This window comes from Mycetocola miduiensis, assembly GCF_900115155.1.
In the GTDB taxonomy this organism is placed as follows: domain Bacteria; phylum Actinomycetota; class Actinomycetes; order Actinomycetales; family Microbacteriaceae; genus Mycetocola_A; species Mycetocola_A miduiensis.
In genome coordinates this window covers 674,819-689,093 of record NZ_FOVM01000001.1, presented here as the reverse complement: position 1 = coordinate 689,093, position 14,275 = coordinate 674,819, and the positions used below count along the sequence as shown (strand labels likewise).

Sequence of the window (14,275 nt, the reverse complement as noted above, 5' to 3'; positions counted from 1 at the left end):
CAGCGTCCCCACGTAGAATCAGGTCTCATGCTGGCGAGGCCCAGAGCCAGCGAAAGCCTATGACCAAGAACCGACTAACGAAGACACTGCGTGCGCTCGTAGCCACTGCAGTCGGCTTGGTGTCCCTTGGTGTCGGAACAGGCGCCGTAGCGCTTGACAGCTCACCCTCCGGAACGACGGCGAATGAGGCTGGCCGTGCCGCCCCCGCCGTAGCGCCCGCAGCGGCTTCCGTCGAGGACGTCACCGTTGAGATCAACCAGTCGGCGAGCTTCCTCAGCGGGGCGGAAGCGATGACGCTGACGGTGACCATCGACAACTCCACGACGTCAGACCTGCCCGCCGGCACCCTGGACATCACGTCCGGCACCCAACCCATCGACTCGCGCAAAGCGCTGACCGAATGGCTGTCCGGTGCGGGCGACGTGGCGAGCGATCGCGTCCTGACCAGTATCCCGATCCCTGTGCTCGAACCGGGGGGCCGCCACACGATCACGCCGATCACGGTGAGCGCCGAACTGCTCGGCCTGCCAGCCGAGCCCGGTGCCTATCCGATCGATGCAAGCTACACGAGCGCCGACACGGTCGTCGGAGACTCCGAAACGATCGTCCACCGGCCGGATGGCGCAACGGACAACCCTCTCGGCGTCGCGGTTGCCGCTCCGATCACGGCACCGCCCAGCACCACCGGACTCCTCGGCGCCGACGCCCTGGCCCTCTACACCTCGCCGTCCGGCGTTCTCACCCGGCAGCTCGACGGCTTGATCGACCGGCCGGTCGCTCTGGGGATCGACCCGATGATCATCGCCTCGATCCGCGCACTCGGCAACGCGGCGCCGGCGTCAGCCGTCAACTGGTTGGACCGCCTCAGCCGCGCCACCAACGAAACGTTCCCGCTCCAGTTCGCGGATGCGGACGCCTCTGTGCAGGCGCAGGCAGGCCTGCCCGGCCTGCTGAATCCCACGTCGCTTCTGTACAGCATGGAGCCGGAGAATTTCGTCGAGGAGGCCGTCCCCGATGCTGAGCCAACGGACCCCGACGAGCCGGCAAACCCCGCTCCGACGATCGCACCGACCACCACCCCCTCACCCACTCCCGGGCCGGCCGAGCCCACTTTGCCCACCCTCGCTGAGTTGACCGAGTGGCAGTACACCTCCGCCGGCATCGTCTGGCCCGACGACGGCACCGTGCAGGCCGCTGATTTTCCGGTCTTTTCGGCATCCGGTGCGACCACCACGGTTGTTTCGTCGACCAACGTAACCTCCGAAGGGGGTTACACGCTGGGTGCAGCCGGGACCAACGGTGACGCGTCGGTCCTCGTCTCGGATGCCGCCGCCTCCGACGCACTGCGGCAGGCAGCAACTGCAATCACCAGCGACGAGCAACTGGATGCCCTCGCTACCCTCGCCGGCCACCTCATGGTGATCGCGGCCGAGCCAAATGCCCCGCAGCGCACCCTGATGCTCACTCTCGATCGGGGATGGCCACCCACCGGCTCCCGCCTGAGTGACGCGATCACAGCCCTGATGGCCATGCCGACGGTCGCCGCATCCGCGTTGAGCGCAGCGGCCGCCGAGGAAGCCGAAGCCGTCATCATCACCGACCTGCCGCAAGGGCCTGATCGCATCGCCCTCGTGAAGCGCCTGCACACCCGCGAGGCAAGCCTTGCGGCGTTCTCTACAATGCTCGACGAACCGGCACTGCTGACCGGCCGGGAACGCGCCGAAATTCTCGCCCTGCTCGCTGTGGCCTGGCGCTCGGACTCTGAAGGCTGGGCCCGCGCCATCACCGCCCACGACACCGCAACAACGAGAACGCTCGACTCGGTCTCAATTGCGGAGACCAGCCCCATTCTCATGGTCAGCAACCAGTCCTCGCTTCCATTCTCCGTGCGGAATGAATACGACCTGCCCGTGACCGTGGTGCTGCAGGCATCCAGTTCGAGTCTCAAGCTCAGCGTTGATTCAAGCGTTACCCAGACCATCGCCGCGAACGCGCGCGAATCGGTTCGGGTGCCCGTCGAGGCCCGGCTGGGCAACGGTGAGGTCACCGTGCGCCTACAACTCTATTCGCCGCAAAGCGCCGTGATCGGTGAGAGCTCACTCGTCCCGGTCACCGTACGGGCGGACTGGGAGGGCATCGGCGCAGCCGTGCTCGTCGCGCTCGTCGCCCTTCTGTTCATCGGTGGCCTCATCCGCACCGTTCACAAGCGCCGGGCCGAACGTCGCATCCCAGCCGACACGTATGCCGGAACCGACATGGATGCCAACGCCGACACGGACGCCACAACCGACACGGATGCCACACCCGCGGCCCACGCGGACGCGGGGGAGCGATGACGAAAACGACTGAAAGCGGCAGCATCGGACGCGCCAGCATGTTCCTGGCCTCCGGGACGATGGTGTCGCGCATCCTCGGCTTCGTGAAGGCCATGCTGCTGGCTGCGACGATCGGTCTGGTCAGCAGCCAGAGTGCCGACGCGTTCGGTGTGGCCAATCAGCTTCCTAACACCCTGTACATCATCATCGCCGGGGGCGTGCTGAGCGCAATTCTCGTGCCGTCGATCGTCCGTTCGATCGTGCACGCCGACGGCGGGCGGGCGTACGTCAACAAGCTCCTGACCATCACCCTCGTCGTGCTGTTCGTGGCGACGGCTCTGGCGGTCGTCCTCGCCCCGTTCCTGGTGCATCTCTACTCCGTGCGGCTCGATCCTGACGCCCGGGCGCTCGCGATCACCTTCGCGTACTGGTGCCTGCCCCAGATCTTCTTCTATGGCCTGTACACGGTGCTCGGCGAGATCCTCAACGCGCACAAGCTCTTCGGGCCATTCACCTGGGCACCCGTCGTCAACAACGTCGTCGCCATGGTCGGCCTGGTCCTCTTCATCGTCTTCTTCGGCGCCGACCCCAACGGCGAACGGCTGGTCACCGAGTGGACGCCCGACATGATCACCCTGCTGGCCGGAACGGCGACGCTCGGTGTGGCCACGCAGGCGCTCGTCCTGTTCTTCTTCTGGAAGCGGATCGGGCTGAGCTACCGTCCCGATTTCGGCTGGCGGGGCATCGGCCTGCGGGCGACGGGCAAGCTGGCCGGCTGGTCCTTCGCCATGCTTGCGCTGACGACGGTTGCCGGGCTCATCCAGAGCAACGTCGCCCTCATCGCATCCGGCAACGGACCGTCAACCGCCACCCTGCAGAACGCCTGGCTCATCTTCATGCTGCCGCACTCTGTCATCACCCTTTCAGTTGCGACCGCGTACTTCACCCGCCTCGCAGAACACGTACGCGAGAACCGCACCGAAGAGCTGAAGACGGATGTCTCCTCCGCGATCCGCCAGATCACTCTGATCATCGTGCTGGCCACCGCAGGGCTCATGGTCCTGGCGTTCCCGTTCGCGAGCCTGTTCACCGGAGCGTTCGCCGACACAGCCGCGATGGGTTTCGTACTTATCGCGTACCTGATCGGCCTCGTGCCGTTCGCCGTTCTGTTCGTCTTCCAGCGCACGTTCTACGCTCTCGGCGATACCCGCACCCCGTTCTTCTTCACGCTTGTCCAGGTCTCCGTCTACATCGTCCTGGCACTGGCCTGTTCGCTGCTGCCGCTGCGGTTCATCGGCCTCGGACTCGCCATCTCGATGTCGATCTCGATCATCGTTCAGATGCTCACGGCCGGCATCCTTCTGCGCAGGCGCATTTCAGGCCTTGAGATCCCCCGCATCGTGCGCAGTCTCGTCATCTACTCAGCCGCTGCAGTCCCCGCCGTGCTGGTCGGTGCTGGCCTGGTCGGGCTGCTCGGTGGTTACAGCGGTGGATGGGCCCTGGCATCCGTTCTCGGAGCCCTCCTGACGATGGTTCTCGTCGGCCTCGTCATGTCAGCCGTCTACGTCGGCGCGCTGCTCGCCGTTCGCTCTCCGGAGCTGCGTGAGGCGATCACCCCGATCACCCGCCGCCTCCGCCGCCGTTAGGACGCGGGCGCGCACCCCCGCGCGGGTCAATCTGCACCGCGCGGGTGAGAATACACCCGCTGCTGACCATTTCACCCGCGCGAACGCCGTTTGGCGCGGCCGGTAGGCAGCGGCGGAGCGCCGTACAGGTGAGCGGAATATCGTCGAACTAAGATGTGTTCCATTCAGCGACTGACATTTTCCAAGGAGCTTCTGTGCGCAACGTCATCATCATCGGGTCGGGTCCTGCCGGCTACACCGCTGCCATCTATGCGGCGCGGGCGAACCTCAACCCGCTGCTTCTCGCCTCGAGCGTTGAAGCCGGTGGTGAGTTGATGAACACGACTGAGGTCGAAAACTACCCCGGTTTCCCCGAGGGAATCCAGGGCCCCGAACTCATGACCAAGTTCCAGGAGCAGGCAGAACGCTTCGGAACCGAGGTCATCCTCGACGACGTCACTGAGGTATCGCTCGAAGGCGACGTGAAGACCGTGAAGACCGGGTACTCGGGCGACTTCGAGGCGGCATCCGTCATCGTGGCGACCGGCAGCGCCTATCGCAAACTCGGTCTCGAGGACGAAGAACGCCTCTCCGGCCGAGGGATCTCGTGGTGCGCAACCTGTGACGGCTTCTTCTTCAAGCAGAAGACGATCGCCGTCGTCGGCGGTGGCGACTCCGCAATGGAAGAGGCAACCTTCCTCACCCGCTTCGCGTCGAAGGTCTACGTCATCCACCGCAAGGACACCCTCCGCGCGTCCAAGATCATGCAGGAGCGCGCATTCGCCAACGACAAGATCGAATTCATCTGGAATTCCGAAGTTGTCGGCATCTCCGGAGAGAACGCCGTCGACGGTGTCACTCTGAGATCCACAGTTGACGGAAGCGAAAGCCACCTCGAACTCGGCGGCCTGTTCGTCGCGATCGGCAACGACCCGCGTACGCACCTCTTCCACGGTCAGCTCGAACTCACCAAGGACGGCACCATCGCCGTCGACGGCCGGTCCTCCCGCACAAACCTGCCCGGCGTTTTCGCCGCAGGTGACGTCATCGACCCGACCTACCGTCAGGCCGTGACGGCCGCCGCATCCGGAACCGTTGCCGCACTCGACGCCGAACACTTCCTCGCAAGCCTCGAGCAGGAAGCCCAGCACAACCCGGAAATCGCGTCAGCCGTCGCGGCATCCGTCTAGACTTCGACCCATCCACAAAGGAGAACACTTCATGTCAGCACGCGCCGTATCCGAAAGCACCTTCGACAAAGAGGTTCTGCAGAGCGCCCGACCGGTCCTCGTCGACTTCTGGGCCGAGTGGTGTGGCCCCTGCCGCATGGTTTCGCCGATCCTCGACCAGATCGCGACTGAGAACCTCGACAAGCTCGACATCGTCAAGGTGAACGTCGACGAGAACCCCGGCCTGGCGATGCAGTACCAGATCACCTCCATCCCCGCCCTCAAGGTGTTCAAGGGTGGAGAGGTCGCGCAGACCATCATCGGCGCGAAGCCCAAAGCAGCACTCGAAGCCGACCTGGCCGCCTTCCTGGCGTAGTCCGGCGACCCTCGAAACTCGACCCGCCCGGCACACGCCGGGCGGGTCTTTTTTTTACCCACCGAAAACAGGAGCCACACGCGCGCAATTGGCATCACTCAACCCCGATAACATCGATTAGGAACCAGGAACGGAAGAACAGTGTCAGAACCAGTCCACCGCCAAGCATCCGGAAACAACCTCGACCCGTGGTACGGCGCCTACGCCGCCCGCACGGCCGGGTTGGCCGCCAGCGAGGTCCGTGCACTGTTCGCCGTCGCCAGCCGCCCAGAGGTCGTCTCGCTGGCCGGTGGGATGCCGTTCGTCTCCGCCCTTCCCGAGGACCTGGTGACGGATGCCATGAGTCGCGTCATGCGAGAACAGGGCCCTGTCGCCCTGCAGTACGGCTCGGGGCAGGGTGTTGAGAAGCTCCGGGAGCAGACGCTTGACGTGATGGCTCTCGAGGGCATCCAGGGCAGCGCTTCGGACGTCGTCATCACGACAGGGAGCCAGCACGCCCTCGAACTGTTCAGCAAACTCTTCATCGACCCGGGTGACGTCGTCCTCGCCGAGGGACCGAGCTACGTCACCGCGATGGTCATCTTCAAGAGCTACCAGGCCGAGGTGAACCATGTCGCGATGGACGACGATGGGCTCATCCCCGAGGCGCTGCGCGAGCAGATTGCGCGGCTCAAGGCCGACGGCAAGAAGATCAAGTTCCTGTACACGATTCCCACCTTCCACAACCCTGCCGGCGTCACGCTCTCGGAAGCACGGCGGAGCGAGATCCTTCAGATTGCGCGGGAGAATGACATCCTCGTGCTTGAAGACAACCCGTACGGGTTGCTCTACTTCGATCAGAAGCCACCGGCGGCGTTGCGCTCGCTCGAACAGGACGGCGTCGTCTATCTGGGGACATTCTCCAAGACGCTCGCACCGGGCTTCCGTGTCGGCTGGGCCCTCGCGCCTCACGCCATCCGCGAGAAGTTGATTCTGGCCAACGAGGCGGCGATCCTCTGTCCGTCGTCGTTCAGCCAGCTGGTGATCTCGCAGTATCTGGACCAGGCCGACTGGAAGGCCCAGATCAATACCTTCCGCGGGGTCTACAAGGAGCGCAAAGAAACGATGCTCTCTGCGCTCGGGGAATACCTGCCCGACCTCACCTGGACGAACCCGACAGGTGGCTTCTACGTGTGGCTCACTCTGCCGGAGGGGCTGGACTCGAAGGCCATGCTGCCGCGTGCCGTCAAAGAACTCGTTGCCTACACCCCGGGCACGGCGTTCTTTGCTGATGGCGACGGGCACCAGAACATGCGGTTGTCCTTCTGCTACCCGGCGCCTGAGAGCATCCGTGTCGGCATCCGACGCCTCGCCACGGTCATCAACGGCGAGCTCGACCTGCTTAACACTTTCGCTGGAACGGGGCGCCTGACGAGTTCGAAAGCACGCGGGAAGTTCACGGCACCTCCCCCCAATATGTCCTGATATCCCGCACACAGACCAGAGAAAAGGCCTGATCATGACTACATTCAAGAAGCTCAACATCGTGGTGCTCGCCGGCGGGATCTCCCACGAACGTGATGTCTCGCTCCGCTCGGGACGCCGCGTGGCAGAGGAGCTGCAGGCCGCCGGCCACACTGTGACGTTGCGCGACCCGGATGCCTCCCTGCTGGCGGCACTCACCGAGAACACCCCAGATGTCGTCTGGCCGGCCCTGCACGGCGCCAGCGGCGAAGACGGCGCTCTGCAGGCGCTCTTACGAGCCCGCGGCATCCGCTACGTCGGGTCACACCCCGAAGGCGCCGGACTGGCGTGGTTCAAGCCCACCGCGAAGGCGCTGGTTTCACGTGCCGGTATCGCCACGCCCGACTGGCTGGCCCTGCCCAATCAGACCTTCCGCGAGTTGGGTGCCAACGGCGTGCTGGCCGAGATCCTTCACGGCATCGGTGCTCCCGCTGTCGTGAAGCCGGCCCAGGGCGGCTCCGCGCAGGGTGTGACGATCGTCACGGACGCTGCTGACCTTCCTCGCGCCATGGTCGACGCGTACACCTACTCCGACGTGGCCCTCATCGAGAAGAAGATCGACGGCACTGAGCTCGCGATCACGGTGATGGACTCCGGTCACGGTCCTGTGGCGCTTCCTGCGGTCGAGATCGTTCCCCTGTCTGACGTGTACAGCTTCGAGGCGCGCTACAACGCCGGAGAAACGACGTTCTACGCACCCGCGAGGGTGTCTGAAGAGGTCGCCGTGCGCGCCGCCGAGGTGGCTGTACAGGTTCACAGGCTGCTCGGCCTGCGTCATCTCTCCCGGGTGGACGTCATCGTCGACGCCGAGGGAGTGGTGTGGTTCCTCGAGGCGAACATGTTGCCAGGGCTGACCGAGACGTCACTCGTGCCTCAGGCAATTGAGGCCGCGGGACTGACGCTGTCGTCTGCGTACAGCGCACTGGCTGTCACGGCGGCCGGGGAGTAACTCCCGGCCGCCGCAGGCGATTTAGGCTCCGTAGACCGGTTCCCCGATTTCACCGAGGATCCTGTTCAGGTCGCCAATTGTCGCGAAATCTATCGTGACCTGGCCTTTTTTGGCACCAAGCGTGACCTTGACACGGGTGTTGAGTCGGTCGCCAAGGCGTTCACCGATCTCGTCGAGGTGGCCGTGGCGGGGACCCGAAGCGGGCCTGGGCTTCTTCGGAGCGAGGCCCTGCGCGGCGGCGGCTTCTGCGGCGCGCACGGAAAGGTCCTCGTTCACGATCTTGTCGGCGAGACGCTGCATCCCCTCGGGGTGCCCGACGGAGAGTACGGCGCGGGCGTGGCCGGCAGTGAGTACGCCCGCCGCGACGCGCTTCTGCACCGATTCCGGCAGCTTGAGAAGCCGGATGGTATTCGTAATTTGTGGCCGTGACCGGCCAATTCTCTGCGCGAGCTGGTCCTGGGTGATGCCGAAGTCCGAGAGTAGTTGCTGGTAGGCGGATGCCTCTTCGAGCGGGTTGAGGTTGGACCGGTGCAGGTTTTCCAGAAGCGCGTCGCGGAGCATGTCCTCGTTCGCGGTGTCCTTGATGACCGCGGGTATGCTGTCGAGGCCGACCTCTTTGGTCGCCCGGAGCCGGCGCTCACCCATGATGAGCTCGTACTTGCCGTTTTCGGTCGCGTGCTGACGCACAACGATCGGCTGGAGGACCCCGACCTCGCGGATGCTGTGCACGAGTTCCGCGAGGTGGTCTGCGTCGAAGTGGGTGCGAGGCTGCACGGCGTTGGGAAGGATGTCATTCGGGTCGAGGTTGACGAGCCGCGCACCCGGAACCTCGACGAGGCGTTCGTTGTTCGCACGACTGCTGGAGTTGTCCGGGAAGAAAACGTCGACCGGTCGCCCGTTGTCGGTCATCTCCTGCGTCGCTGTGGGGATGAGTGAACCGATTCCGCGGCCGAGACCGGTACGTTTCGCAGCCATTAGTGTGTTGCTCCTTCAGTGAGTGTTGCTGTGTTGCTGTGTGTCTTAGCCGATTTGGCGTGCCGGGCAGCGATTTCGGCGGCGGCCTCGAGATATGAGATTGATCCGACCCCGCTCGGGTCGTGAGTGATCACGGTCTGACCGAAGCTCGGTGCCTCAGAGATTCGGACGGCTCGCGGGATCACCGTGTTCAGCACCTCGACGGGGAAGTGGGCACGGACGTCATCCGCCACCTGGTGCGCGAGGTTTGTACGCCCGTCGAACATCGTGAGGAGGATCGTGGAGAGCCGCAGGGGCGGATTCAGGTGTTTTTGGATCAACTGGATGCTGTTGAGCAGCTGACTGAGGCCTTCCAGGGCGTAATATTCGGCCTGAATCGGTATCAGAACCTCTTTAGCGGCCACGAATGCGTTGATTGTGAGCAGTCCGAGGGATGGCGGGCAGTCAATGAAGACGTAATGGAACGGGTCCTCGGCGTCGGCGATGAACTGTTCCAACGCGGTGCGCAGCCTGTGCTCACGGGCCACCTGTGACACCAGTTCGATCTCGGCGCCGGCCAGGTGGATCGTAGAGGGCGCACAAAAGAGGGTGTCGAACTCCGGACTCTTCTGAATGACCTCGGCGAGAGGAAATTCATCAATGAGCACGTCGTAGACGCTCGGGATCTCAGCGTGGTGGTCAACACCAAGCGCCGTGGATGCGTTGCCCTGGGGGTCGAGATCGATAACAAGAACACGCGCGCCCGACTTCGCGAGTGCTGCCGCGATGTTCACCGTCGTGGTTGTCTTGCCAACACCACCCTTCTGGTTGGAAATGGTGAAAACTCGCGTGGTTCCGGGGAGGGGAACGGTCGATTGAGCGAGATTCTTGCGCCGGTGGGTCAAATCGAGGATCTCCCGCATGAGCGGGGATGTCTCTTCTGCGACTGACGTTGCACTCACCGACTCTCGTTCAGATTGGGGATGTTTCACGTGAAACGGTCTCCGTTCTCTCGTTGTTTCAACCGTACCTGACCCTCCCCCTGCGGCCCGCCAACGCGCCGCGTGGCGGGAATGCAACGAGCCCGGATTGCTCGTCGGCTACGCCGAAGTAGGCGGCCTTGATAATGTCGCGAACTGTTGTTTCACGTGAAACATGCCCGGCTCCGCAGGTCTTCCGACGCCCCAACTATTCATACAACCGCCCCTCAGTGCGTGCACTCAGTGTCGAGGCCCCGACATGTTTCACGTGAAACGCTTGTGGTGGCGCAATGTCCGACACCACGGCTAGCCGGAGACCCGCGCGGCTTGTGTTTCACGTGAAACATAGTGAATATCCCGCAACTCTACGTAGCGTGCCCCACACACGTACTCGAGCCGCCTCACCAGCTGATTCGGTAGCGAGGGTCGACGCGACGACGCGTACCGAGATCACCTGGACTGTTTCACGTGAAACATGCACCAGGCACCAATCGGCCACGAAAGAGGTTCGGGCGGTGGAGCCACGCCCAGCACGGCCTACCAGTGCTGGACGCGACACCTGCTTGACCGCGAGACGTCCACAGCCGTACTCGTTCACATGACGCTGCCGCTCGACTCAATAGTGATCGCCCACAACCTCGCGAGAGACGGGCAGACCGAAGTTGGGTTGAGCCAGTGGCACGAGTTAGCTGGTGGAGGAGTGTCAGTCGACCGCTGTGCGTGGAGGCTTACGCCCGCGTTTCACGTGAAACTCGTGAGCAGGCAGGCTCAGGATGATACCGAGTCGCGGTGATCAGCCCCCGGCTCTCTAGGCGCGAACGGTCCCAAGGATGACGCGGGTCACGTCTTCCGTGAGTCCTTCTCCGAGAACCTGTACGCGCGCATCAGAAACCTTGTATTTGCGCATTTCCTTCTGGGCGGCCTCGATCTCCGCCTGCGCGCCGGCCCCCTTCATCAGGACCAGCTCACCACCGTCGCGAAGCAGGGGAGCGGTCAGCGGAAGAAGTTTGCGGAATGCGCTGACAGCCCTGGCAGTCACCTGGTCCAGTCGATTCGCGAGCTTCACATCTTCAGCGCGCTCTCGCAAAACGGTCACATTGTCCAGTTCAAGGTCGCTAACCTGATCATTCAGCCAAGCAACTCGGCGTTCCATCGGTTCGATCAGCACAAACTGCACATCGGGACGAGCGATCGCCAACACCAGGCCTGGAAGACCGGCCCCTGACCCGACGTCGCCGACGAGGCCGGGTCGCAGCAGGGGTGCCACCAGTGCGCTGTTGAGAACGTGCCGAGTCCAAAGCCGTGGCAGCTCGAGCGGCCCGATCAGACCGAGTTCTTCTCCATGCGTGGCCAGATTCTGTGTGAACCGCCGAGTCAGTTCGACGCGGTCCCCAAGGAGGGTGGCTGCCGCGGCGGGCTCGATCTCAAGCGTAGAGTCACTCATGTTGCTTTTACCCTATTCGTTGGCTGCACGGTCCGGCTGTTTGCAGGTGGCATCCGCGACCACGGAAACGTCTCAGCCCGGTCGCGAGGAGCGACGCGTTTCACGTGAAACCTTCGCGGTTATCCGCGGGTGATCACCGTGTGGCGATCCCGCCCCTCGCCGTGGGACGTGGAGACAAATCCCCGGTCAGACACAACATCGTGAACCAGTTTGCGCTCATAGCTGGACATTGCCGGAAGTGCCGCGGATGCCGCGCCAGCCTCGAGCTGTGCGATCGCACTGTCCACAAGAACGGCCAGCTCTGCCTGACGGGCGTCACGGGAGCCACCGATGTCGAGGATGAGGCGTGAGAACGCACCCGTCTTGCTCTGAACGGCGAGGCGCGTGAGCTCCTGAAGCGCGCTGACAACATCCGGCTTCGACAGAACACGGATGTTGCTGCCCTCGCTGGCTGTGACCGCCACGTACGCGCGGCCATTGCGCACATCAATGTCGATGTCGCCGTCGAGGTCACAGATGTCGAGGAACTCCTCGATGTAGTCCGCGGCTACGTCACCCTCTTCTTCAAGCTGCGTCACGGTGGGGGAGTCGTTCCGAACGACCTCAACGTCTGCCTGGTTATCAATCACGTCGCTCATGGCGCTACTTTCCATCGTTCTTGGAAGCCGTTCCGGCCTCGGGCTGGGCCTTGGCCGCCGGGGCCTGGGGAGTTCCGGAAGTTGCCGCAGGTGCGGTGCTCTTGGGGGCGGTGGCCGGGTTCTTCGACGCTGGTGCCGAAGGATTCTTCGGGCCGGTCGTCGCCGGATTCTTCGGCGCAGCAACGGCCGGGTTCTTCGGGGCGGCCTTCTTGGCGCGGTTCTTACCTACCGGCTGCTGGCGCTGCGATGGCTTCTTTTCCTCGACAACGAGCGTGTCGCCAGCGGCGGACTCGGCGGGCTTGAGCTTGCCCTTGCGGGCCAGGCGCTCTTCGCGCTCCTTGGCTGCTTCGGTCCCGGGCATCGGCATGTTCCGGATGATGATGAACTGCTGAACCATGGTCCAGATGTTCGAGACCAGCCAGTAGAACATGACGCCGAGCGGGAACGCGAATCCGGAGAAGAGGAAGACGAACGGAAGGATGTAGAGCAGGATCCGCTGCTGCTTGAACATCGGGCTTGCCTTCGTCTCATCCGAGATGTTCTTCGAGACGATCTGCAGTTGAGTGATGAACTGCGACGCCGTCATCAGCACCACCATGATGGCCGCAACGATCATGACACCGACTTCGGGGCCACCAGGCGCATTCATCGCCGAGGAGAAGCTCATGTGAAGGGGAGCAAAACCGAACAGCGACGACGATCCGAACTGTTCCGAGAGCTCCTCGTTCAGCGGTCCGACACCAGACTTACCGGTCTGTGAGTCGTTGAGAACCGAGAACAGGGCGAAGAAGATCGGCATCTGCACCAGAAGCGGGAGACAGGATCCGAGCGGGTTCGTCCCTGTCTTCTTGTACAGCTCCATCGTCTCGCGGCTCATGGCCTCACGACTGAACTGGTCTTTCTTGCCCTTGTACTTGTCCTGGATCTTCTTCAGCTGCGGGGCGACTTCCATCATCCGTCGCTGGTTCTTGATCTGCTTAACGAAGAGCGGGATCAGTAGCGCACGGACGACGAGCACCAGGCCGACGATCGACAGGACCCAGGTCAGTCCCTCCTCCGGCGGGAGGCCCAGCGCACTGAACAGTGAGTGCCAGCCGACGAGAATGAGCTCGACGGCCCACTTCAGCGGCCAGAGGATGAGCGACAAGAGATCCATGTGGGATTAGCCCTTTCGGTGGCTTGCTGGAACAACGAACCCGCGCGGGGTCACGGTGTATCTGAAGTTTTTCTTGAGAGGAGCATCATCGACACCGCCGGCAGCCCAGGGGTGACAACGTGCAATCCGTCGGAGGGCAAGTCCCGATCCGATCACAGCTCCATGCTGCGCAATCGCGTGCATCGCATAAGCCGAACAAGAGGGATAGTACCGGCAGACCTCGCCGTACAGCGGCGAGATCGCTGTGCGGTAGGCGATCAGCGCTGCCACCGCAGCATTGCGAGGCAGCAACAGGATGCTCTGCCCCACTGCCAAGTCCTGACTCTGGTTCGCGGTGACACCGGTCATGACTTCTCAGCCAACCGCGCGGCGGAGCGTTCGACCTCGGCCGACAGCACCGCAAAATCTGCCGTTGCCGACAGCGGAAGAGCCCGAAACACCGTCTCGGCACCCGCTGGAAGGCCAGGAGCCATTGACCAGGCCGCAGCCTTGAGGCGTCGACGAACCCGGTTACGGACCACGGCATTGCCCACGGATTTTGCAACAATGAACCCGAACCGCGGGGATCCGCCGTTCGGGTTCATCAGTTGGTACGTCACGCTGTTCGCGCCAGACATCCGTCGACCTCTGCGGACGACCCGTTTGTAGTCATCTGCGCTCGTGATGCGTTGAGCTTTAGCGAGCACGAGAACGACGGGTTGCCGAAGCCAGGGTGCTACGCGGAAAGTTCGGTGCGGCCCTTACGACGGCGTGCACCGAGGATGGCACGGCCGGCGCGGGTGCGCATGCGCAAACGGAAACCGTGCACCTTGGCGCGACGGCGGTTGTTCGGCTGGAACGTTCTCTTGCTCATAATCACTTACTCCACGTTTGGATCTCCGCTGCGGCGAGTCGCATGGCAGAGGAAAGAATTGGCGCCCAAGGGCACAAGTCAACTGATTAAACCTACGGCTTGAGCGTCGGATGGTCAAACTGAATCCCGTCAAACGATCGATTATCCACAGGTTTCCCAGCTACACCAGCACTGACACGCGGGCGTTTTTCTGCGGTAAATTTGGGGTAGACCGTCCGATTGGCTAGCGTGAGGGCTCAGTTATCCCCAGCCCCCACCATCCGGTTACCAATAGATCCGGGGGTGTGAGAGCATCCGTGGATAACTTTGTGAA

General features: G+C 63.3%; 13 protein-coding genes and 1 pseudogene. 6 read left to right on the top strand and 8 right to left on the bottom strand.

Annotated features, from left to right (window positions below; all coding sequences use genetic code 11):
- Positions 1-59 precede the first annotated feature (59 nt).
- From BM197_RS03400 to BM197_RS03375, 6 genes are all read left to right on the top strand, one after another.
- A complete protein-coding gene (locus tag BM197_RS03400) occupies positions 60-2,336 on the top strand; it encodes a DUF6049 family protein (RefSeq protein ID WP_090708769.1) in 2,277 nt (758 codons plus the stop codon).
- Positions 2,333-3,961 (top strand): murein biosynthesis integral membrane protein MurJ, encoded by a 1,629-nt coding sequence (murJ, locus tag BM197_RS03395; protein ID WP_090708767.1) that lies wholly within the window; start codon positions 2,333-2,335, stop codon positions 3,959-3,961. The genes BM197_RS03400 and murJ overlap by 4 nt, the downstream gene beginning before the upstream one ends.
- 194 nt (positions 3,962-4,155) lie before the next feature.
- Positions 4,156-5,130: a thioredoxin-disulfide reductase gene (trxB, locus tag BM197_RS03390; RefSeq protein WP_090708765.1), complete on the top strand. Its 975-nt coding sequence runs from the start codon at positions 4,156-4,158 to the stop codon at positions 5,128-5,130.
- A gap of 31 nt (positions 5,131-5,161) precedes the next feature.
- Complete coding sequence (gene trxA, locus BM197_RS03385) at positions 5,162-5,485, top strand: thioredoxin (RefSeq protein WP_090708764.1); 324 nt, start codon at positions 5,162-5,164, stop codon at positions 5,483-5,485.
- Between the two features lie 141 nt (positions 5,486-5,626).
- Positions 5,627-6,949, top strand: coding sequence for an aminotransferase-like domain-containing protein (locus BM197_RS03380; protein WP_090708762.1), 1,323 nt, complete (start codon positions 5,627-5,629; stop codon positions 6,947-6,949).
- A gap of 34 nt (positions 6,950-6,983) precedes the next feature.
- Complete coding sequence (locus tag BM197_RS03375) at positions 6,984-7,937, top strand: D-alanine--D-alanine ligase family protein (protein WP_090708761.1); 954 nt, start codon at positions 6,984-6,986, stop codon at positions 7,935-7,937.
- A gap of 21 nt (positions 7,938-7,958) precedes the next feature.
- Here BM197_RS03375 and BM197_RS03370 read toward each other — a convergent pair whose 3' ends face one another.
- The 8 genes and pseudogenes from BM197_RS03370 to rpmH all read right to left on the bottom strand — a co-directional run bounded on the left by BM197_RS03370 (position 7,959) and on the right by rpmH (position 13,962).
- Complete coding sequence (locus BM197_RS03370) at positions 7,959-8,912, bottom strand: ParB/RepB/Spo0J family partition protein (protein WP_090708758.1); 954 nt, start codon at positions 8,910-8,912, stop codon at positions 7,959-7,961.
- On the bottom strand, positions 8,912-9,814 hold the full coding sequence (locus BM197_RS03365) for a ParA family protein (RefSeq protein ID WP_090708756.1): 903 nt from the start codon (positions 9,812-9,814) through the stop codon (positions 8,912-8,914). Before BM197_RS03365 ends, BM197_RS03370 begins: the two co-directional genes overlap by 1 nt.
- An 865-nt stretch (positions 9,815-10,679) precedes the next feature.
- Positions 10,680-11,315 (bottom strand): 16S rRNA (guanine(527)-N(7))-methyltransferase RsmG, encoded by a 636-nt coding sequence (gene rsmG, locus BM197_RS03355; RefSeq protein WP_090708752.1) that lies wholly within the window; start codon positions 11,313-11,315, stop codon positions 10,680-10,682.
- A gap of 119 nt (positions 11,316-11,434) precedes the next feature.
- On the bottom strand, positions 11,435-11,953 hold the full coding sequence (locus BM197_RS03350) for a Jag family protein (RefSeq protein WP_090708750.1): 519 nt from the start codon (positions 11,951-11,953) through the stop codon (positions 11,435-11,437).
- 199 nt (positions 11,954-12,152) lie between these two features.
- A pseudogene (yidC, locus tag BM197_RS03345) lies at positions 12,153-13,109 on the bottom strand (membrane protein insertase YidC); the annotation flags it as partial.
- Between the two features lie 6 nt (positions 13,110-13,115).
- Positions 13,116-13,457 carry a membrane protein insertion efficiency factor YidD gene (yidD, locus tag BM197_RS03340; protein WP_090708746.1) on the bottom strand — a complete coding sequence of 114 codons (342 nt, stop codon included), beginning with the start codon at positions 13,455-13,457 and terminating at the stop codon, positions 13,116-13,118.
- Positions 13,454-13,795 (bottom strand): ribonuclease P protein component, encoded by a 342-nt coding sequence (gene rnpA / locus BM197_RS03335; protein WP_090708745.1) that lies wholly within the window; start codon positions 13,793-13,795, stop codon positions 13,454-13,456. The genes yidD and rnpA overlap by 4 nt, the downstream gene beginning before the upstream one ends.
- 29 nt (positions 13,796-13,824) lie before the next feature.
- Positions 13,825-13,962, bottom strand: coding sequence for a 50S ribosomal protein L34 (gene rpmH / locus BM197_RS03330; RefSeq protein ID WP_010204566.1), 138 nt, complete (start codon positions 13,960-13,962; stop codon positions 13,825-13,827).
- Positions 13,963-14,275 lie beyond the last annotated feature (313 nt).